The organism is Bordetella sp. 02P26C-1 (genome assembly GCF_009763255.1).
Classification (GTDB): Bacteria; Pseudomonadota; Gammaproteobacteria; order Burkholderiales; family Burkholderiaceae_B; genus Bordetella_A.
Map to the genome: position 1 here is coordinate 1 of NZ_WSJB01000021.1, position 19,952 is coordinate 19,952.

The following is a 19,952-nucleotide window of genomic DNA, read 5'->3' on the forward strand; positions in this document are numbered from 1 at the left end:
GGGCTACGCTGGGCTTGGTAGCGCGGCGGGGGGAGGCTTTGCGTGAATTGGCGGATTCCTTGCCAGGCGAGCATCGGTGTTATGCGCTGGATGTGCGTGACCGCGCGGCATTGCACGCGGCGGCGGAGGATTTTCTGGCGGCGAATGGCGGCCGGGTGGATGTGGTGATCGCCAGTGCGGGGATCAGTGCGGGCACGTTGACGGAACATGTCGAAGATTTCGAGGTGTTCAAAGCGATCGTGGATACGAATCTGCTGGCGACGGTGGCGACGTTCGAGCCGTTCATTGGGGCGATGAAGCAGGCGCGTAGTGGGCGATTGGTGGGGATTGCGAGCGTGGCGGGAATCCGAGGGCTGCCGGGGGCGGGGGCTTATAGCTCGTCCAAGGCGGCGGTGATCGCGTATTGCGAGAGCTTGCGGTTGGAGATGGCCACGGCCGGGGTCCGAGTGGTGACGATTGCGCCGGGGTATATACGGACGGCGATGACGGAGAAGAATCCGTATTCGATGCCGTTCTTGATGGATGCCGATGCGTTTGCGGCGCGGGCTCAGGTGGCGATTGAACGGGGGACGTCTTATACGGTGATCCCGTGGCAGATGGGGGTGGTGGCGCGGTTGATGCGGTTGTTGCCTAACTGGGTGTATGACTTGGCGGCTCGAGGGGCGCCGCGTAAGCCTCGGGTGGGGCAGAGGTGATTAGGGCGGTGTTGGAGCCGTGGGTGTCGTGCTATTGACGTCCCGGCCGTTGGCCTGAGGGGCACACCGGCCCTGTTGCAGCGGCTCGGCCCACGAGCAGGGGCCTCGGTCGCCTGCGGCGACTTCCCGCCGCTCAACGGGCCAGTGTGCCCCTCAGGCCAACGGCCGGGACTGCGGTGGTGGCAGGCGGGGGCTGGTGGGCTTGTTGTTTGGCATCAATTGTTGAATTTGGTGTTGGAGAATGCAGCGATAGGAGGGTGGTATGCGGGTCACGGTGAATTTGGACAGCGAGCTGATCGCAAAGGCGCGCGACTTTTCCGGCATTCAGGATGTGTCGGCTTTGCTTCAGCAGGCATTAAAGCGAATGGTCGAGATGGAAGCGTCGCGTCGGTTGGCGCGGATGGGCGCAGCGTGCCCTGACCTCACTCACACTAGACGGCGTCAGGCCGTGCCCGGCGATGATATTGGTTAAGCAAACGGCACCTTGAGGTGCCGTTTTCACACAGCGTTACTGCGAGCGCGCATCGCTTCCGCGTAAGCAGGCACCCTTGGTATTCGCCTTCAGGGCACGATATCGCTGGTCGATTCGGCCTCCAGGTGCGACACGTCGCCCCAATCCAGAACCTGCCATTTACGACCCTCGACGGCGATTCGGTTGATGCTGGCGTTCAGTAACGGCACGGGGCGATGGGCGTCTAGCGCGACGCCATTGGCGTGGCGCCAGATGATGTCGAGCACGCCGCCGTGGGTGACGGCCAGGACGCGTTCGTTTTCGTGACGTTGGGCGAGGTCGTTGACGGTAGCCAGCACGCGGGATTGAAACTGGCCTAGGGATTCGCCGCCTTCGATCGGGCGATTGGGGTCGCGGCTGCGGCGGGCGGCGGCGGCTTCGGGGGCGAGTTCGTCGATGCGGCCGAGATCCAGGCCTTCGAGGATGCCGTAGCAGCGTTCGCGCAGGCCGGGCTCGGTGCGGATGCGCAGCTCGAGAGCCGTAGAAATGGGTTCGGCGGTGGTATGAGCGCGTTGGAGATCGCTGCTATAGAGTGCGTCGAACTTCGTGTCCAGGGTCGCGATGCGGGCGGCGAGTTGGGCGGCTTGGTCGACGCCGGCGTCGTTCAGTGCGATGTCTTTCCAGCCTTGCAGGCGGCCTTCGCGGTTCCAGGCGGTTTCGCCGTGGCGGATAAACCAGATTTCTGTCATGCCAATGCTTGGTGAGGGTGGGGGTCGGCGCGGCGCGCTTTCCAGATGTTTTGCATGAGAGAGCTTAACGCGACTAGCACGGGTTCGCTGGCGCGTTCGTTGGAAATCATGAATCCAAGGATGGCGTCCGCGCGTGCCTGGCCCCAGACGATGAAATCGCCAGCGGCCGCACCGGCCATCGCGATTTCTTCGCGGATAAGGGCGCAGCCCGCGCCGGCTCGGACAAGGGCGTTCAGGTTCGCTTGGTCGTCGTGTTGCATGACGACGCGGGGTGCGAGGCCGTGGCGTTCGAACATGTCGCGTAGCAGCAGGTGCGTATGGCACCCGGCGGGGCCGTCGAGCCAGGGGAGTTGAGCGACGTCGCGCCAGCCCCCGCGTTTTAGCGCGGTGGCCAGGCCCGCGGGCATGGCGATGCGGTAGCGGACGCTGCGCAAGGGCAGCCAGTGTGTGCCGCGCGGCGGATTGACCACGATGGTCAGCGCGGCGTGCAGGCGGCCGGTGCTGACGGTTTCGTGCAGTTGTAGGGCCGATAGGGTGACGGTTTTCAGCTCGATCAGTGGCAGTTGGTCCCGTACCGCGGCGGCGAGTTCGCCGAGCCTGAGGAAATCGGGTTGCTCGCTGGGAATGCCCAGCTCCACGATGCCGTGCAAGCTACCTTGCAAGTGTTGGGCCTCGGCTTTGAGCTGCGCACCGAGCAAGAGCAGCGATTCGGCGGTCGGTAGCAGGGCTTCGCCGGCCTTGGCCAAGGCCAGCCGGCCGCCCGTGCGATCAAAGAGCGCGACGCCCAGGCTTTGTTCTAGCGCCTTGATTTGCGCGGTGACGGCAGGCTGGGTGATGGATAGTGCGTCCGCGGCCTTGGTCAGGTTGCCCAACCGGGCAACCGTGACGAAGGCGCGAATTTGATAAATTTCCATGTCGGCAATTATGCCGGCAGCAAACGTATCTGCGATGGCTCCAAACCGATGGATACAGGGGCGCCCACGGGGAACGGGGACAGTCCTGCTAAATGGGACTGATCCGCGGTCACCCGATGCTCGCCGACCTGGACTTGGTAACGCGTGAATTCACCCAGGAATTCGCTGGCTTCAACCACGCCGGGCAGCCAAACGTAACGCGCGTCGCCCAGGCCGTCGGCCATGTCGATATGGACGGTATGCGGCCGGAAACTGGCGGCGAGCCGTTCGCCCGCAGGGGGCTCGCTGACCAGCGGTAATTGCAGATCGCCGACACCGGCGACATTGAGCACGACGTTGCTGCTGCTGCGCTCGCGCACGGTGCCTTCCAGTACATTCATCGTGCCGACGAAGTTCGCGACGAAACGGTTGACCGGGTAATCGAACAGGGTGGTGGGCGCGCCTATCTGCTGGACTACGCCGTGGTCCATGACCGCCATGCGATCGGCCGTGGTCATTGCTTCTTCCTGGTCGTGCGTGACGAAAATCGTGGTGATGCCCAGGCGACGTTGCAGGCTAAGCAGGTCCTGGCGCATTTGCACGCGCAGCTTTTTATCGAGGTTGGACAAGGGCTCATCGAGCAGCAGCACTTGCGGCTCGATGACGATGGTGCGTGCCAGCGCAACGCGTTGCTGCTGGCCGCCCGACAATTGATTGGGCCGGCGGTTGGCATACTGGGACAGGCCTACCAGGTCGAGCGCGGCTTCGACCTTGTCGCGGATCTCAGCGCGGGGCAGCCGGCGTTCAACCAGACCGAAGGCGACGTTGTCCCACACAGTCATGTGCGGCCACAGCGCGTAGTTCTGAAACACCATGCCGATATTGCGACCCCAAGGCGGCGTGCCGCTGATGTCTTTGCCGTCCACCAGCAGTTGCCCGTGGCTGTGCTGATTGAAGCCGGCAATCAGGCGTAGCAAGGTCGATTTGCCCGAGCCCGAGGGGCCCAGCAGCGCAAAAAATTCGCCGGGTTCGATGTAGATGTTGATGTCTTTCAGCACCTCGGTCTTGCCATAGGAGAGCCGGACGTTGCGGCATTCGACGCTGACTTTTTTCATTCTGTTCCCTCGTTGCGTGCGGGTCGCTGGCGCGCAGAGGCGCGTTCGACCAGCAGGTGCGAAATGTATGTACCGATACCGACAGCGACCACGGCGAGTACCCCCAGGGCCGCGCCCGGGCCGCGTCCGGCCGCGCTTTGCATGTAGAGATAAATGCCGTAGCTCATGGGCGCCTGACTGTCACGCGTGACCAGCATGATGGTGGCCGAGAGCTCCACGGCTGCGGTGACAAAGCTCGTGACGAATCCCGCCAGCATGCCTCCAGCCATCAGCGGCACCACGACGCGCCGGATAGTGCGCAGGCGGTTCGCGCCCAGCGATTCGGCGGCTTCCTCCAACGACACATTGATCTGCTGCAAGGCGGCCACGCACGAGCGCAACGCATACGGCAGTCGCCGCACGGAGTACGCGATCATGATCAATAGCCACGACGAGGTGATCAGCGTGCCCGTCAGCGGGAATTCCCAGCCGCGGAAGGTACGCAGCATGCCTATGGCCAACACGATGCCGGGGATGGCGAGCGCGGCCGATGCGAGAAAATCCAGCCATTGCCGCGCCGGTAGCCGCGTGCGCAGCATCAGATACGCGATCGCCGTACCCAAGATCACGTCCACGCCAGCCGCCAATCCGCAATACAACAGCGTATTGGTGATCATGCCGTGCGAATCGCTGAACACGGCAGCGTAATGTTCCAGCGTAAAGCCATCGGGCAGCGGCGCGTAACTCCATACGGTGGCCAGCGACAGCAACAGCACGCCGATGTGGGGCGACAACACCAACAACAGCACCAGCGTGATCCAGCCATAGGCGAGCACGCTTTCGGCCGGCTTGAGCCGCCGTTTTTGAATGGAGCTGCCGCCTTTTTGCAGCGTGGAGTAGTCCTTGCCCTTGAGCACCCGTGCCGATAACCATAACGCGAGTATCGAGAAGCCAATCATGATGACGCTGATCACATATCCCAGAGGATCTTCCAGGCCCACTTGGGTGATGCGCAGATACGCTTGCGGCGCCAGCATGTTGGTCGTGCCCAGTACTAGCGGCGTGCCGAGGTCATCGAAGACTTTGACGAAGACCAACGATGTGCCCGCGACGTAGCCTGGCAGGGCCAGTGGGAAAATAATGCGGCGAAATAGCCTGAAACCCCGTGAGCCCAGGTTAAACGCCGCCTCTTCCATGGAGCCGTCGATATTCCTCAGCGCCACCACCAGGTTCATCAGGATGAACGGGAAGTAGTGAATCGATTCGACGAAAATCACACCATTGAGGCCTTCCATGAACGGCAGTGTGAAATCGAACCAGTCAGACAATAAGAGGTTCACGCTGCCGGAGCGGCCGAATATCAATTGCATGGCCACCGCACCCACGAAGGGCGGCATGATCAGTGGCAGTACCCCTAAGGTCTGAATAATGAGCGCGCCTCGGAATTCGAAGCGCACGGTGAAATAAGCCAGCGGAATGGCGATCAGCGAAGCAATCAGTGCTGACCATCCCGCGACATAAAGACTATTGAAAAAGGCCTCCTGCATCAGAGGCTGGGCGAAAAACGCCCCAAAGTGGCCTAAGGTAAAACTCCCGTCCGCATTGACAAAGGCGCTATAGAAAACGGTGCCAACCGGGACGATTAAGAAGAGTCCAAGAAAGGCCAGCACCAATAGCGCGGTCAATAGCGGTCCCGCCGGCAGGCGCGAGCGGCTCGCAAAGGTCATTAAATGCTCCAGAGGCCCCGCGGCGTCACGACGCGGAACGAGGAATTCAGAAAGTATTGCGCACGAGGTCCGTGGCCGCGATGACATGCGTCCGCGCCCACGGGGCAATGCCCGTGGGCGTGACCGTTAATCGGCTGTCGTAGCTGCGGTGTGCGCGTGACGTCTCTACAGCAACAGCGGTGCTACAGGGCAGCCGCTTCGCGCGCTAGCTTGACCGCCTCTTCGTAGTTGGCGCGCGCTTTACCGCTCCATTCGCCTTCGAGTTGCGAGATTTGCTGGCTCGCGGAAGCGTCTTTCTTGTCGCGTAGGAAGATCGCCAGGAACTCGGGATCATTAACGGCCTTGGCGTCGATTAACGGCGACCATGCCAGTTTGCGGGCCTGATCGAGCAACTCGGCGGCTTTGCCGGATTGCGCTTTGTCTCCGAGTTTTTGTTCGGCGTCGTAGATCGCCTTGGTCGCGGCCTGCAGTTCCTTCAGCCGGAAGGTGATGGTTTGATCGAAAAGCGTTTGCACAACGTAGTAACGCTTCTGCGACAGTTCGGCATCGAAATGCACCTTGCTGCGCTCGGCCAGAACGGTGGGGTCGGGGTAGCCGTCGGGGATCTTGTCGCCCAGGTCCTTATACGGGAGTACCGGCAAGCGCGAGATCTTGGGTTCGAGCAACAGTTCCTGGCCGCGCTTGCTCAGCGTGAAGGCGATGAACTTCTTGCCTTCTTCGGTGTTCTTGGCGCCGGCAATCAATGCGATGTTGGCCGGCACGATGGCCGTTTCGGTTGGGTAGACGAATTCGACGGGGAATTTCGAGTATTTGCTCGACAGGCCAAAGAAATCGATCACCGGCCCGGCGCCGAATTGACCGTTGTTGACGCCATCGGGTACGCCAAACGAGCGTTCCGTCATTTGGCTGGCGTTGCCGGACATGCGGATCAACGTGCGCCAACCCTCGTCCCAGCCTTCGCCCTGCAAAATGGTCTCGACGGTCAGGTGCATGGTTCCCGAGCGGGAAGGCGAGGTCATCCCGACATGACCAAACCATTCCGGAGCGAGCAGGTTTTTCCATTCCGCGGGCGGCGGCAATTTATGCGCCTTGATATAGCGGGTGTTGTACATGATGCCGTACCCCGCCAGCGCTTGTCCCAAGTACATCCCGCCGGGGGCGTTGATCGGATAGCTCCCGATCTTGTCCGGGACTTCCGGATTGGCGACATCGGCGGCCGAGGCCAGCAGCTTGTCGCGGCCCAGGACCTCGAACGCGTCTGGTGCGCTTGCCCAGAATACCTCTGGGCGCTGGCCCTCTGGGGTTTCTTTGACGAAGGCGATGCCCGATACCGTGTTCTTGTTCAAGATTTCCAGCGTAATGCCGGGATTGGCTTTCTCGAAGGCGGACTTATACGCCTGGGTCAGATCTTTTGGGAACGAGGTAATCACGGTCACGGTGCCAGCCAGCGCCGGGCCACACACCGCCAACAAAGCCCCCGCGAGGGCAGTGCGCATCTTGGACATGTCAGTCTCCGTTGTGTTTTGAGTGTCCGCACAAAGTAGCCACGCGATCGTTGCTCGTCCAATCATAAATTTTGATGTGGGTCATCAAAAGGAGCCCTAGACCTGTTGCCGCGGGCATCACCGGATTGCCGAGACCGGCGCCCGCCCCTACACTTCGCCCGCCGATTAATTAATCCTGTTTCGTCACAGGCGATTTCATGTCGAATTCTTATTTTCCGCGTTGGAAACGGGTCGATGACTCCGTGCCAGGCATAGTAGTAGGCCCGGAAGACCGATTGTCCGGACCCAAAAACGTCGCGATGGGCGTGCAGCACGTGGTGGCCATGTTCGGCTCCACCGTGTTGGCACCCTTGCTCATGGGCTTTGATCCGAACGTCGCGATCTTGATGTCCGGTGTAGGCACGCTGATCTTCTTCCTATTTGTCGGCGGGCGCGTGCCGAGTTATCTGGGATCGAGCTTTGCCTTCATTGGCGGCGTGGTGGCGGTTACTGGCTATGCGGGATCGGGGCCGAATCCAAACATTGGCGTGGCATTGGGCGCGATCATTGCCTGCGGGCTGGTTTATGCGCTCATTGGCTTGATCGTGGCGGGCGCCAGCTCGCGCGGTGGCGGCGGCGCGGCGTGGATTGAAGCCCTGATGCCTCCCGTGGTGACGGGGGCGGTCGTGGCCGTTATCGGACTGAATCTCGCGCCTATCGCTGTCAAAGGCGCGATGGGCGGATCGGGCTTTGAAACCGCCATGGCGATAGTGACCGTGTTGTGCGTGGGCGCGATCGCGGTCTACACCCGCGGCACGATTCAGCGTCTTTTGATCCTGATTGGCCTCTTGCTGGCATGTGTGATCTACGGGATTTGCGCCAACGGACTCGGCATGGGCAAGCCCATCGATTTCTCCGGTGTTGCCGCCGCGGATTGGCTGGGCTTGCCCCATTTCGCCGCGCCGGTATTCCGCGCCGACGCCATGGGCCTGATCGTGCCGGTCGCCATTATTCTGGTGGCCGAGAACTTGGGCCATATCAAGGCTGTCAGCGCCATGACCGGCCAGAACCTCGACCGTTATATGGGGCGCGCGTTCATCGGCGACGGTGTGGCGACCATGGTCTCGGGCGCCGTCGGGGGGACGGGAGTGACGACTTACGCCGAAAACATCGGTGTCATGGCAGTCACGCGGATTTACTCGACCTTGGTTTTCCTGGTGGCGGCGTTTATTGCCATTCTGCTCGGTTTCTCGCCCAAGTTCGGCGCGCTGATTCAGACCATTCCGAGCCCGGTGCTGGGCGGCATGTCGGTGGTGGTGTTTGGCCTGATCGCCGTGGCCGGCGCGCGTATCTGGGTCGTCAACCAGGTCGATTTCAGCGATAACCGTAATCTCATCGTGGCTGCCGTCACGCTCGTACTGGGCGCGGGCGATTTCACCGTGAAGCTGGGCGACTTCACCTTGGGGGGCATCGGAACCGCTACCTTCGGCGCCATCATTCTGTACGCATTGTTGCGTCGCAATGCACGTCGCATCATCTAAGCGTGACTCCAGGCGGTGGGGGATCGGGCTGCGCATGACAGGTGCCTGAACGGCTTGCAATTCCGCCGGAATTTCCCCACAATGAGGCCTTGCTTGCCCCGGTTCCAACCCGAGCCGGGGTTTTGTTTTGGTCTTCGCCCTACCGACCTGCGCGTAGGGGATAGCCAAAACCTCAGGTCGAAAGCCCCCAGTTGTCATTGGGTTCGATTCCGCTTTCGCCTGATCGATCTTTAGTGGTTGTCATAGGCTCGTCCCGCCCGCGCGGCGCTGACTGATGCCTGATTGCAATTTTTTACCGAAACGTCCCGTTCGGGGCGTTTTTCACTTTTTGTTTGGGAAACGACATGTCTGCCATTCCTCTGACCGCGCGCGGCGCCGAGCGTCTGCAAGCCGAATTGCACAGGCTGAAAACCATTGAACGCCCCGCCGTGATCAACGCCATTGCCGAGGCACGCGCCCAGGGTGATCTGTCGGAAAACGCCGAGTACGACGCCGCCCGTGAACGCCAGGGCTTTATCGAAGGCCGCATCGCCGAACTCGAAGGCACGCTTTCCAACGCGCACATCATCAATCCCGCCGAGCTCGATGCCGAAGGGCGCGTCGTGTTTGGCGCAACGGTCGATATCGAGGACCTGGAATCGGGCGAGCGCCTGACCTATCAGATCGTGGGCGACCTGGAAGCCGACATCAAGGCCAATCTGATTTCGGTCTCCAGCCCCGTCGCACGCGCCCTGATCGGCAAGTCCGAGGCCGATGTGGTCGAGGTCAAGGCGCCCTCGGGCATTCGCGAATACGAAATCCTGAGCGTACGCTACGCTTAATTGATACGCCTGAAAGCAAAACGCGCCCCGCCAGGGGCGCGAAGCTACGGCGCAAGCTGACCTGATGCCAGGTCAGCTTTATTTTTGTTGTTAACGCTTGGTGGTCTTGCGACCCGCCGAGGCACGCAGGCCGCGCGCGCCGGCACGCAGGCTCAAGGCACTGCCGGAACGGCGCGGGATGCCGTGGGCCGGGGTTTTCTTGGTCGTCGGGCGCGCGGGACGGCCGGCGTCGTTGAGGTCACGGCGGCTGAACGATTTGGCCGGCGGCTCGGCGGCGGCAGGCTTGCGAGCCGGGGCGCGTCGCTTGGACAAGGTCTTGCCTTCGGCCGCGAGCTTCTTGGGCGTATGCGGCTCGGAAGGCTTGCGGCGCAACGGTGTGCTCTCGGTCGGCTCGGAGGCTGTTACATTACCGGGCAGCGGGCGGAACAAAATCAGGATCTTACCCAGGTGGTGGACGGCCGCGCACGACAGCGTGTCGCAGATCGTCGCCAGCATGGCCTCGCGCTCGTCGCGGTCGCTACCGCCGGCGCGTACCTTGATCAGCCCATGCGACGTCAGGGCACGGTCGATTTCTTTCAGGACCGCGTCGGTCAGCCCGTTGTCGCCGATCAGGACGACCGGGTGGAGCGGGTGGGCGGCCGAGCGCAACTCGCTGCGCTCGCGTGAGGTGAGTTCTAATATAGGCATGCGTGGAATTGTACGGTAATGGCCAAAAAGAAATTCTCTAAAGACTGGATTCACCAGCACATCAACGACCCTTATGTGAAGATGGCGCAACAAAAGGGTTACCGGGCGCGCGCCGCCTTTAAACTCATCGAGATCGTCGATACCGAGAAACTATTGCGCCGCGGGGATATCGTGGTGGATCTGGGCTCGGCGCCGGGCAGTTGGTCGCAAGTCGCACGCGAGCGTCTGGCCGGCCCCGGGGGTGTGGTCGATGGTCGTATTATCGCGCTGGATCTGCTTCCCATGGAACCCATCGCCGGGGTGGAATTTATCCAGGGCGATTTTCGTGAAGACGAGGTCTTGGAACAATTGCAACAGTTGGTGGGCGGCAAGCCTGTCGACCTTGTGATTTCCGACATGGCCCCCAATCTATCAGGCGTGGGTAGCGCCGATTCAGCCCGCATTCAACACGTATGCGAGCTGGCGATGGAATTTGCGTGCAACCATCTCAAGCCCGATGGGGCGTTGATTGTCAAAGCCTTTCACGGCAGCGGATTTTCGCAAATTGTGCAAAGCTTCAAACAGCGCTTCAAACGGGTGGTCGAGCGTAAACCTAAAGCCTCGCGGGATAAGTCCTCCGAAACCTTTTTGGTCGCGCGTGATCTGAAGTTGTAATTATTAGCGGTGATTCACCCAGCGCGTTTCGGATCGCCAGGCGTAATTGGTCCCGACAGGGTAGAATGAACTATTGACATACTTGTGACTGTGCCATATACGCGGGGGCGCGGTTGCCGGTCGGAATCAAAAGCGGGAGATCGACCTTTGAACAACTCTTTTTCTAAAGTCGCGGTCTGGATGGTGATCGCACTGGTCCTGTTCACGGTATTCAAACAGTTCGATGGGCGTACGCAATCGCAAGACGGCGTGAGCTACACCCAGTTCATGGATGATGCCAAGGCAGGCCGTATTCGCAAAGTCGACGTGCAGGGCGACGTCTTGTATGTCACGCCGGATACAGGGCGGTCCTATAGCCTGACGTCGCCGGGCGACATCTGGATGGTTTCCGATCTGCTGAAGTACGGCGTGGACGTCTCGGGCAAGGCGCGCGAAGAACCGTCGCTGTTGATGAGCATTTTCGTCTCCTGGTTCCCCATGCTGCTGTTAATCGGCGTCTGGGTGTTCTTCATGCGACAGATGCAGGGAGGCGGCAAGGGCGGCGCATTCAGCTTCGGCAAATCCCGCGCGCGCATGCTGGACGAGAACACCAACCAGATCACCTTTGCCGACGTCGCCGGTTGCGACGAGGCCAAGGAAGACGTCCAGGAACTGGTCGATTTCCTGCGTGATCCCAGCAAATTCCAAAAGCTGGGTGGCCGCATTCCTCGTGGCGTGCTGATGGTCGGTTCGCCCGGTACCGGTAAGACGCTGCTGGCCAAAGCCATCGCCGGCGAAGCCAAGGTGCCGTTTTTCAGTATCTCCGGTTCCGACTTCGTGGAAATGTTCGTCGGGGTGGGCGCCGCCCGTGTTCGCGACATGTTCGAGAATGCGAAAAAGCATGCGCCTTGCATCATCTTTATCGACGAAATCGACGCCGTGGGCCGCCAACGTGGCGCGGGTCTGGGCGGTGGTAACGACGAACGCGAACAGACCTTGAACCAGATGCTGGTGGAAATGGACGGCTTTGAGTCCGGCCAGGGCGTGATCGTGATCGCCGCCACCAACCGTCCCGACGTGCTGGATCCGGCGCTGTTGCGTCCGGGCCGTTTCGACCGTCAAGTCGTGGTGCCGCTGCCGGACATCCGTGGCCGCGAGCAGATTTTGCGCGTGCATATGCGCAAGGTGCCTCTGGCGACCAACGTCGATGCCAGCATCCTGGCGCGTGGTACGCCGGGTTTCTCGGGTGCGGATTTGGCTAACCTGGTTAACGAGGCCGCGCTCTTTGCCGCGCGCCGCAATGGCCGCACCGTCGATATGACGGACTTCGAGAAAGCCAAGGACAAGATCATCATGGGCGCCGAGCGTCGCTCGATCGTCATGCCCGAAGAGGAACGCAAGAACACCGCGTACCACGAATCCGGTCATGCCATCGTCGCGCGCATGCTGCCCAAGACGGACCCCGTGCACAAAGTCACCATCATCCCGCGTGGCCGTGCGCTGGGCGTGACGATGCAACTGCCCGAAAGCGATCGCTACAGCATGGATAAGGAACGCCTGCTGAACACCATCGCCGTGTTGTTCGGTGGCCGCATCGCCGAAGAAATCTTCATGAACCAGATGACGACCGGCGCCTCGAACGACTTCGAACGCGCTACCGCCATCGCCCGCGACATCGTGACCCGTTACGGGATGACCGATGAGCTTGGGCCCATGGTTTATGCGGAAAACGAAGGCGAGGTGTTCCTCGGACGTAGCGTGACGAAAACCACGCATATGTCCGAAGCCACGATGCAGAAGGTCGACAACGAAATCCGTCGCATTATTGACGAGCAGTATGGCGTCGCGCGCAAGATCCTCGAAGACCATCGCGATATGGTCGAAGCGATGACAGCCGCTCTGCTCGAATGGGAAACCATCGACGCGGATCAGATCGAAGACATCACCTCCGGTCGGCCGCCGCGTCCGCCGAAGGTCCCGCAAGGGCCCGCCGACGGTACCGACACCCCGCCGCCCTCGGCTGGTGTGGCGACGGGCAGCAGCTCGCCGGCTGCCGTGTAAGTTCTGTTCCCTGCGTGTTTTCCTATGGTTGACACTCTTCTGTGCGGGCGCTTTGAGCTGAGTCTCGAGCGCCCGCTCGTCATGGGTATCGTGAACATCACGCCCGACTCGTTCTCTGATGGCGGGCAGCATGCCGACACCGACGCGGCCGTGCGTCACGCGCATAGGCTGATCGAAGAGGGCGCGCACATACTGGATCTGGGTGGCGAGTCCACCCGGCCCGGGGCCGAGCCGGTTCCCGCGCAAGCCGAATTGGCGCGTTTGTTGCCCGTGATCGAGGCGCTGCGCGACTGTGGCGTTCCTCTGTCGGTCGATACCTTCAAGCCTGAGGTCATGCGCGCGGTGCTGGATGCGGGCGCCGACATGATCAACGACATCTACGGGTTCCGCCAGCCGGGCGCGATCGAGGCCGTCGCCGATTCGCGTTGCGGATTATGTGTGATGCACATGAAAGGCGAGCCGGGCACGATGCAGCTCGCGCCGGAATATGACGACCTGATGGGCGAGATCCACGATTTTCTGGTCGCGCGCGTGGCGCAGTTGCAAGCCGCCTCGGTCGATGCGCGGCGCATCGTTCTGGATCCTGGCTTCGGCTTTGGCAAGACCGCCGACCACAACTATCAATTACTGCACGGTCTTTCCGACCTGTGTCTTACCGGTTACCCCCTCCTGACAGGACTTTCACGCAAACGCATGATTGGCGATGCGACGGGCAAACCCGTCGGCGACCGGCTTGCCGGCAGCGTCGCCGGGGCGTTGGCGTGCGTCGCGCGCGGGGCAGCGATTGTGCGCGTGCATGACGTCGCGCCTACCGTCGATGCGTTAAAAGTCTGGGAAGCAGCCGATCAAGGAGCTATTCGAGCATGAGTCAGCGCAAGTATTTTGGAACGGACGGCGTCCGTGGGGAAGTCGGTGGCGAAGTCATCAATGCCGCCTTCGCGCTGCATCTGGGTTTTGCGGCAGGGCGCGTGCTGATGCGTCACTATGGTGCGCGCGGCACAGGCCGGCCCCAGGTGGTCATCGGCAAAGACACGCGGATCTCGGGCTATATGCTGGAATCGGCGCTGGAAGCCGGCTTGTCCGCCGCGGGCGTTGACGTATTGCTGGCTGGGCCGCTGCCCACGCCCGCCATCGCGTATCTGACACGCGCGCTGCGCCTGGTGGCGGGTATCGTCATCAGCGCCTCGCATAATCCCTATCAGGACAACGGCATCAAGTTCTTCTCGTCTCAGGGTATGAAACTGCCCGACGAGATCGAATCTGAAATCGAAGCCGCCCTTGATGAACCGCTGGGCTGCGTGACTTCCGAAGCCCTGGGACGCGCGCGCCGCATGCAGGATGTGCAAGGGCGTTATATCGAGTTCTGCAAGAGCACGTTCCCCCACGAATTGGATTTGAACGGTCTGAAGATCGTTGTCGATGCCGCCCATGGCGCGGCGTACAACGTCGCGCCGCATGTGTTCCGTGAACTCGGGGCCGATGTGCATGCCATTGGCGTGTCGCCCGATGGTTTCAATATCAACGAGGGCGTGGGCGCGCTACACCCCGAGTCCTTGGCCAAAGTCGTCAAGGAACGCGGCGCCGACCTCGGTATTGCGCTCGACGGCGACGCCGACCGTCTGCAGATGGTCGACGGCGACGGCCGGATCTACAACGGTGACGAACTCTTGTACGCCATCGTGCGCGACCGCATGACGCAAGGACCGGTCGAAGGCGTGGTGGGCACGCTGATGACCAACTACGGCTTTGAATTGGAAATGCAGCGCCTGGGCGTGGGTTTCGAGCGTGCCAAGGTCGGCGACCGCTACGTGATGGAGCGTATGCAGGCGCGCGGCTGGTTGTTTGGCGGTGAGAGCTCGGGCCATTTGCTTTGCCTGGATCGTCACACCACCGGCGACGGCATCATTGCCGCGCTGCAGGTGTTGACCGCCATGCGTCGCAGCGGCGAGAGCCTCGCTGCATGGGTGCGCGAGCTGCGCATGTACCCGCAGAAAATGATCAACGTGCCCTGGACGCCGGGCAAGGACTGGTCCTCTCATGATGGGCTCGTGACGGCGCAACGCGAGGTCGAAAAGGAACTCGCGGGACGTGGCCGGGTACTCATTCGCGCGTCCGGTACCGAGCCGAAGTTGCGTTTGATGGTCGAGGCCGAGGACGCCGCATTGGCGACGTCATGCGCCGAGAAGCTGGCGGCCAGCCTGGGCTGAGCGGACCGGCTTGTGCAGTCAGGGGCTGGTTCCTGCAACAGGACCGGCCCCTCGTTTATGCAAACACCTTCAACGTCATTCCATATTTCCGCCCGGATAGCGACCGCTGGGCGGGCGTACACTCACAGTCATGCCATATTTGCGTCAGAAGCCTGACATATCCCGCCTGCACACTGTCTCGATGGTAAGGAGTCTTGTGCGATGCTTGAGTTAGGACGTGTGGACGCCCGCAAGGGCGCAGCACAGTGGGCTGGATCGTCCGCGCCGGTTTATGTGGTTGGCCTCGCCCGCACGGCCGAAGAAATCGAAGAGATTCAGCGCCTGCGTTTTACCGTGTTCACCGAAGACATGGGCGTCGTGTTCCCCGAGGAAAACGAGGGCTTGGACCAGGACCGCTACGATCCCTGGTGTGAACACTTGATGGTGCGTGAGCTGGATACCGGCCGGGTAGTGGGGGGATATCGCATCCTGACGCCGGAAAAGGCACGCGAGGCCGGTGGCTATTATTCCGAATCCGAGTTCGATCTGTCCGGGCTCGCGGCGTTGCGCCATGATCTGGTGGAAGTCGGCCGTTCCTGCACGCATGCGGATTTTCGCAATGGCGCGGTCATCATGTTGTTGTGGTCCGGGCTGTCCGAATTCATGCGGCGCGGCGGCTATCGCTATATGCTGGGCTGCGCGAGCGTCAGTTTGCGAGACGATGGCGTGACGGTCGCCGAGGTCTGGCGTAATGTGGCGAGCCACCTGCAGGACCCGACGTTGCCGCGTATCCAGCCGCTATTCCGTTATCCCGTGGAACGGCTCAATAGCACCTTGCCCGGGCGCGTCCCCCCGCTTATCAAGGGCTATCTCAATCTGGGCGCCCGTATCTGCGGCGAGCCCGCCTGGGATCCGGATTTCAACGCCGCCGATTTTCCGGTATTGCTGGATATGACGCAGATGAACCGCCGATACCGGCGTCATTTCGGGCTGGATGTCGCGTGAGCCATCCACGCTGAACGTCCTGTCGTGGCTCCTGCATCGGCGTGAGAGGCCGCGAGCCAGGCACGTCCGCCGGCCTGGCTTAAAGCTCCCGCACTTCAAAGGTAAAGCCGACCTTGCGCCATTCGGCTTCTTCGCTGCGTAGGGTGTATTCGCTAAGCGGATGTTTGGCCAGCCACATCTGGTTGACGTGAACGACGAAGCGCTTTCCATCCACCGTCACGCTCAACGGTAATTGCGCAATGTCGGCGCGACGACGCATCAGTAGTACCGACAGGCGCAGGCAGAGAATCGCCACCCATTGACTGCGGTGGCGCACCATCGATTCCAATTTGGTCAGCTTGCCTTGGTGGCCCAGGGCCAAAAGCGCAAGCAACTCCTGATCCGCTTGCGAGAAACCGGGCATGTCCGCGTTCGCCAGCACATACGCCGTGTGCTTGTGATAGGCGCCATGCGCGATCGACAGTCCGACTTCGTGCAGATCGGCGGTCCAGGCCAGGGCATTGCGCAGTTCGGCGTGCTTATCGCCCGGCTCGTAGATGGTGTCGAAGAACTTCAGCGCCGCCTGCCGCACGCGCTGCGCCTGATTCATGTCCACGTGGTAGCGTTTCATGAACTGGCGCACCGATTGATCGCGGGTGTCTTTCGCGACGTCGCGCCCAAGCAAGTCATGCAGTACGCCCACGCGTAGCGCGCCATCACCGGTGTCCATCTGCTCGATGCCCAGCTCGTCGAATAGCGCACCCATGATCGCCAATCCGCCCGGCAACACCGCCGCGCGTTCCAGCTTGATCCCGGGCAGTTCCGAGGGAATCACACGGCCCGAACGGATGATGCGTTCCTTGAGCTTGTTCATCCCCGCGCGCGTGATGCCGCGATCCGAGAAGCCGCATTCGGTCAGGATCGCGTAGAGCGCTTTGGCCGTGCCCGAGGAGCCGAAGGCTTCCTTCCAACCGGTTCGGCGGTAGGTTTTCGAGATCACCTCGGCTTCGCGGCGCGCCATCATCTCGGCCTGCCGCATGCGTTCGGCCGTGATTACCCCGTCTGCGAAAAACTGGCGGCTGTAGGTCAAGCAGCCCATGTGCAACGAGGTCATCAGACCGGGCTCCAGACCCTTGCCGATGACAACTTCGGTCGAGCCGCCGCCGATGTCGATGACCAGACGCTTGTTGTCGGAGGCCGGCAGCGAATGCACCACACCCAGATAAATCAGCCGCGCTTCCTCGCGCCCGGCGATTACCTCAATCGGAAACCCCAGGGCCGCCTCGGCCCGCGGCAAGAACTCGGGCGTATTGCGCGCCACGCGGAACGTATTGGTCGCCACCGCCCGCACACGGCTAGGAATAAAGCTATGCAAGCGCTCGCCGAATCGTCCCAACACCGCGATGGCGCGATCGATCGCGTCCTGGCTCAGGACGTTATTCTCGTCCAGACCAGCCGCCAGGCGGACGGTCTCCTTTAGACGGTCGACGGGGTACAGCTGCGGCTCGCCTTCATGTTGAACCACCCGTGCGACGGATAGGCGAAAGCTGTTGGAGCCGATGTCCACGGCGGCCAGAAGGTGATCCATGCGGGAAAAGAGGAGGGCTAGTAGAGCGTCAATTATAGGGAACCCTTGTGGCGCCGCACCACCGATCGCGCCAGAGTGTGCGGAATTGGCGTAGGCTATGGGGTTTCGCCACACTGTCACGGAACAGTCACGTCAACCCAGTAAAACCGCAGCCTCTGCGCCCTAGTAATGGAACTCGGTATGTCCGCATCGAAGGTCGATTCCCCATTTTTGAATCGTGAGCTGTCGCTGTTGAAATTCAATGAACGGGTGCTGGCGATGGCGGAAAATCCCGAAGTCCCGCTCCTAGAGCGCCTGCGCTATGTCTGTATCGTCAGCTCCAACCTCGACGAGTTTTTCGAGATCCGCGTCTCCAGCTTGAAGGAAAAGATCCGCCAGAATCCTGGCATGGTCGGCCCCGACGGCCGTACGCCGGCCGAGGTGTTTGTACGGGTGCAGGAAAAGGTGCACGCACTGGTGGAGCGCCAGTATCAGCTGCTCAATGACGACATCCTGCCGCGCCTTGATGCCGAGGGCATCGCGCTGCTGCATGCTTCGGAATGGAACGCGGCGCAGCAGCAGTGGGCCTACGAGCTCTTCACCAACGATGTGATGCCGCTGCTGACTCCCATCGGGCTGGATCCGGCGCATCCGTTTCCCCGGGTATATAACAAGAGCCTGAACTTTATCGTCGCGCTGTCCGGGGCCGATGCGTTCGGGCGTCAAGCGTCTATCGCCATCGTGCAAGCACCGCGCGCGTTGCCACGGCTGATCAAGATGCCGCCCGAGATTTCGGGCAAGCCCGATGGCTACATCCTGCTGACCTCGCTGCTGCGCGCCTTCGTGGGCGAGCTGTTTCCCGGCTTGGAAATGCTGGGCTGTTATCAATGGCGCGTCACGCGCAACAGCGATCTCTTTGTCGATGAAGAAGAAGTCACCAACCTGCGGCTGGCCTTGCAGGGCGAACTCTCGCAGCGCAATTTTGGCGCATCGGTGCGGCTGGAAATCGATCGCCTCACCCCGCCCGAACTCGAGGCCTACTTACAGGACGAGTTCTCGCTCACGGCCAACGACACTTATCGCGTACATGGGCCGGTGAATTTGTCGCGCCTGATACAGCTGTGCGAGGTGGGTAGCCGGCCCGACCTGCTCTACACCCCCCATCACGGCTCGGTTCCGCCGCCGCTGGATCGCGTGGCGGACAAGCCGGCTGACCTGTTTGCCGCCATCGCCAAAGCCGACCGGCTGCTGCATCACCCGTACCAGTCCTTCCAGCCCGTTATCGATTTTCTGACTGCCGCCGCACTGGATCCGGACGTGATGGCGATCAAGCAGACGATCTATCGCACCGGCGAGGATTCGGAACTCATGAAAATCCTGCTGGCGGCCGCGCGCGCTGGCAAGGAGGTCACCGTCGTGGTTGAACTGATGGCGCGCTTTGACGAACAGACCAACATCAATTGGGCGGCGCGTCTGGAGGAGGTGGGCGCGCACGTCGTGTACGGCGTGGTCGCGCATAAAACGCACGCCAAAATGGCCGTGGTCCTGCGCCGGGAAAAAGGCAAGCTACGGCGCTACGCGCATCTGGGTACAGGCAACTATCACCCCCGCACCGCGCGTCTATATACGGACTTTGGCCTGCTGACCGCCGACCCGGATCTGTGCGAGGACATGGACAAGGTATTTGGCCAGCTCACCGGGCTCGGCGCGCGCCGCAAGCTGAAGACGCTGGTGCAGTCGCCCTTCACCATGCACGAAACCATGATGGCGTTGATCCAGGCCGAGACACGCGCGGCTCAGGAAGGGCGCCCCACAAAGATCATGGCCAAGATGAACGCCTTGCTCGAGGAGCGCATCATCACCGAGCTCTACCACGCCAGCCAGGCTGGCGTGAAGATCGACCTGGTTGTGCGTGGCGTCTGTGCGCTGCGGGCAGGGGTGCCAGGGCTATCAGAAAACATCCGCGTGCGCTCTATCGTCGGGCGTTTTCTCGAGCATTCGCGCGTCTTTTATTTCTATGCGGATGGCGCGGAAACCGTTTATTTGTCATCGGCCGATTGGATGGACCGAAATTTCTTTCGCCGCGTGGAAATCGCATTTCCCATACGCGATAAGCACGCCAAGAAACGCGTGATCGAAGAGGCCTTTACCTTTGCCTGGCGCGACAACCAGCTCGCCTGGGATCAGCGGCCCGATGGCACCTATGCGCCCGCGCGTAATCACCGTGCGCCGTTCAATCTGCACGAACATCTCATGGAGCGTTTGAAATAGCGTGGCCTGACGCGTGATCAGCAACTGTCACAGACTTGTCATGTTGGCCTTTTAAGATGCGTGCTGTCGATGAGCGGAGCGAGCCCAAAACGCCCGCCGCGACCTCCT

17 protein-coding genes are annotated in these 19,952 nt (G+C 61.5%); 10 read left to right on the forward strand and 7 right to left on the reverse strand.

Annotated features, from left to right (window positions below; translation table 11 throughout):
• Both GOQ28_RS12090 and GOQ28_RS12095 read left to right on the forward strand, forming a co-directional pair.
• The coding region (locus tag GOQ28_RS12090) for an SDR family oxidoreductase (protein WP_160356633.1) at positions 1-695 on the forward strand (695 nt) is incomplete at its 5' end.
• A gap of 262 nt (positions 696-957) precedes the next feature.
• Positions 958-1,167 (forward strand): type II toxin-antitoxin system VapB family antitoxin, encoded by a 210-nt coding sequence (locus GOQ28_RS12095; RefSeq protein WP_160356634.1) that lies wholly within the window; start codon positions 958-960, stop codon positions 1,165-1,167.
• Between the two features lie 89 nt (positions 1,168-1,256).
• Here the strand turns inward: GOQ28_RS12095 and GOQ28_RS12100 are convergent, their stop codons facing one another.
• The 5 genes from GOQ28_RS12100 to GOQ28_RS12120 form a co-directional block, all read right to left on the reverse strand.
• Entirely contained in the window at positions 1,257-1,895 is a 639-nt protein-coding gene (locus GOQ28_RS12100; RefSeq protein WP_160356635.1) for a histidine phosphatase family protein, read from the reverse strand.
• Positions 1,892-2,809 carry a LysR family transcriptional regulator gene (locus GOQ28_RS12105; RefSeq protein ID WP_160356636.1) on the reverse strand — a complete coding sequence of 306 codons (918 nt, stop codon included), beginning with the start codon at positions 2,807-2,809 and terminating at the stop codon, positions 1,892-1,894. Before GOQ28_RS12105 ends, GOQ28_RS12100 begins: the two co-directional genes overlap by 4 nt.
• Before the next feature lie 8 nt (positions 2,810-2,817).
• Complete coding sequence (locus GOQ28_RS12110) at positions 2,818-3,903, reverse strand: ABC transporter ATP-binding protein (RefSeq protein WP_160356637.1); 1,086 nt, start codon at positions 3,901-3,903, stop codon at positions 2,818-2,820.
• Complete coding sequence (locus GOQ28_RS12115; RefSeq protein ID WP_160356638.1) at positions 3,900-5,609, reverse strand: ABC transporter permease; 1,710 nt, start codon at positions 5,607-5,609, stop codon at positions 3,900-3,902. The genes GOQ28_RS12110 and GOQ28_RS12115 overlap by 4 nt, the downstream gene beginning before the upstream one ends.
• A gap of 182 nt (positions 5,610-5,791) precedes the next feature.
• A complete protein-coding gene (locus GOQ28_RS12120; RefSeq protein WP_160350091.1) occupies positions 5,792-7,114 on the reverse strand; it encodes an ABC transporter substrate-binding protein in 1,323 nt (440 codons plus the stop codon).
• 197 nt (positions 7,115-7,311) lie between these two features.
• Between GOQ28_RS12120 and GOQ28_RS12125 the strand changes: the two genes are divergently transcribed.
• Together GOQ28_RS12125 and greA are read left to right on the forward strand one after the other, a co-directional pair.
• On the forward strand, positions 7,312-8,634 hold the full coding sequence (locus GOQ28_RS12125; RefSeq protein ID WP_160356639.1) for a solute carrier family 23 protein: 1,323 nt from the start codon (positions 7,312-7,314) through the stop codon (positions 8,632-8,634).
• A 344-nt stretch (positions 8,635-8,978) separates the two neighbouring features.
• Entirely contained in the window at positions 8,979-9,455 is a 477-nt protein-coding gene (gene greA / locus GOQ28_RS12130; protein ID WP_160350089.1) for a transcription elongation factor GreA, read from the forward strand.
• 90 nt (positions 9,456-9,545) lie between these two features.
• On the opposite strand, the gene GOQ28_RS12135 is transcribed toward greA, so the two are convergent.
• Positions 9,546-10,142, reverse strand: coding sequence for a YhbY family RNA-binding protein (locus tag GOQ28_RS12135; RefSeq protein WP_160350088.1), 597 nt, complete (start codon positions 10,140-10,142; stop codon positions 9,546-9,548).
• An 18-nt stretch (positions 10,143-10,160) separates the two neighbouring features.
• Between GOQ28_RS12135 and GOQ28_RS12140 the strand changes: the two genes are divergently transcribed.
• The 5 genes from GOQ28_RS12140 (at position 10,161) to GOQ28_RS12160 (ending at position 16,027) form a co-directional block, all read left to right on the forward strand.
• Positions 10,161-10,796: an RlmE family RNA methyltransferase gene (locus GOQ28_RS12140; RefSeq protein ID WP_160350087.1), complete on the forward strand. Its 636-nt coding sequence runs from the start codon at positions 10,161-10,163 to the stop codon at positions 10,794-10,796.
• Between the two features lie 147 nt (positions 10,797-10,943).
• The gene (gene ftsH, locus GOQ28_RS12145) at positions 10,944-12,836 is read left to right on the forward strand and encodes an ATP-dependent zinc metalloprotease FtsH (protein ID WP_160350086.1); all 1,893 of its coding nucleotides are present in this window, start codon (positions 10,944-10,946) and stop codon (positions 12,834-12,836) included.
• A gap of 24 nt (positions 12,837-12,860) precedes the next feature.
• Complete coding sequence (gene folP, locus GOQ28_RS12150) at positions 12,861-13,703, forward strand: dihydropteroate synthase (protein ID WP_160350085.1); 843 nt, start codon at positions 12,861-12,863, stop codon at positions 13,701-13,703.
• Positions 13,700-15,043, forward strand: a complete 1,344-nt coding sequence (gene glmM / locus GOQ28_RS12155; RefSeq protein ID WP_160350084.1) for a phosphoglucosamine mutase — start codon at positions 13,700-13,702, stop codon at positions 15,041-15,043. The genes folP and glmM overlap by 4 nt, the downstream gene beginning before the upstream one ends.
• A gap of 201 nt (positions 15,044-15,244) precedes the next feature.
• Positions 15,245-16,027 carry a GNAT family N-acetyltransferase gene (locus GOQ28_RS12160; protein ID WP_160350083.1) on the forward strand — a complete coding sequence of 261 codons (783 nt, stop codon included), beginning with the start codon at positions 15,245-15,247 and terminating at the stop codon, positions 16,025-16,027.
• A gap of 79 nt (positions 16,028-16,106) precedes the next feature.
• Here the strand turns inward: GOQ28_RS12160 and ppx are convergent, their stop codons facing one another.
• A complete protein-coding gene (ppx, locus tag GOQ28_RS12165) occupies positions 16,107-17,594 on the reverse strand; it encodes an exopolyphosphatase (RefSeq protein WP_160356640.1) in 1,488 nt (495 codons plus the stop codon).
• Between the two features lie 180 nt (positions 17,595-17,774).
• On the opposite strand from ppx, the gene ppk1 reads away from it, so the two are divergent.
• Positions 17,775-19,844, forward strand: coding sequence for a polyphosphate kinase 1 (gene ppk1 / locus GOQ28_RS12170; RefSeq protein ID WP_160356641.1), 2,070 nt, complete (start codon positions 17,775-17,777; stop codon positions 19,842-19,844).
• The last annotated feature ends 108 nt before the right edge of the window (positions 19,845-19,952 follow it).

Excerpts from the sequence above, each read along its gene's own strand:
- GOQ28_RS12135 (WP_160350088.1), bottom strand. The coding sequence starts at position 10,142 with ATGCCTATATTAGAACTCACCTCACGCGAGCGCAGCGAGTTGCGCTCG.
- GOQ28_RS12160 (WP_160350083.1), top strand. The coding sequence starts at position 15,245 with ATGCTTGAGTTAGGACGTGTGGACGCCCGCAAGGGCGCAGCACAGTGG.
- GOQ28_RS12120 (WP_160350091.1), bottom strand. The coding sequence starts at position 7,114 with ATGTCCAAGATGCGCACTGCCCTCGCGGGGGCTTTGTTGGCGGTGTGT.
- ppk1 (WP_160356641.1), top strand. The coding sequence starts at position 17,775 with ATGTCCGCATCGAAGGTCGATTCCCCATTTTTGAATCGTGAGCTGTCG.
- GOQ28_RS12100 (WP_160356635.1), bottom strand. The coding sequence starts at position 1,895 with ATGACAGAAATCTGGTTTATCCGCCACGGCGAAACCGCCTGGAACCGC.
- GOQ28_RS12110 (WP_160356637.1), bottom strand. The coding sequence starts at position 3,903 with ATGAAAAAAGTCAGCGTCGAATGCCGCAACGTCCGGCTCTCCTATGGC.
- GOQ28_RS12125 (WP_160356639.1), top strand. The coding sequence starts at position 7,312 with ATGTCGAATTCTTATTTTCCGCGTTGGAAACGGGTCGATGACTCCGTG.
- ppx (WP_160356640.1), bottom strand. The coding sequence starts at position 17,594 with ATGGATCACCTTCTGGCCGCCGTGGACATCGGCTCCAACAGCTTTCGC.
- GOQ28_RS12095 (WP_160356634.1), top strand. The coding sequence starts at position 958 with ATGCGGGTCACGGTGAATTTGGACAGCGAGCTGATCGCAAAGGCGCGC.
- GOQ28_RS12140 (WP_160350087.1), top strand. The coding sequence starts at position 10,161 with ATGGCCAAAAAGAAATTCTCTAAAGACTGGATTCACCAGCACATCAAC.
- GOQ28_RS12105 (WP_160356636.1), bottom strand. The coding sequence starts at position 2,809 with ATGGAAATTTATCAAATTCGCGCCTTCGTCACGGTTGCCCGGTTGGGC.
- greA (WP_160350089.1), top strand. The coding sequence starts at position 8,979 with ATGTCTGCCATTCCTCTGACCGCGCGCGGCGCCGAGCGTCTGCAAGCC.
- GOQ28_RS12115 (WP_160356638.1), bottom strand. The coding sequence starts at position 5,609 with ATGACCTTTGCGAGCCGCTCGCGCCTGCCGGCGGGACCGCTATTGACC.
- glmM (WP_160350084.1), top strand. The coding sequence starts at position 13,700 with ATGAGTCAGCGCAAGTATTTTGGAACGGACGGCGTCCGTGGGGAAGTC.
- folP (WP_160350085.1), top strand. The coding sequence starts at position 12,861 with ATGGTTGACACTCTTCTGTGCGGGCGCTTTGAGCTGAGTCTCGAGCGC.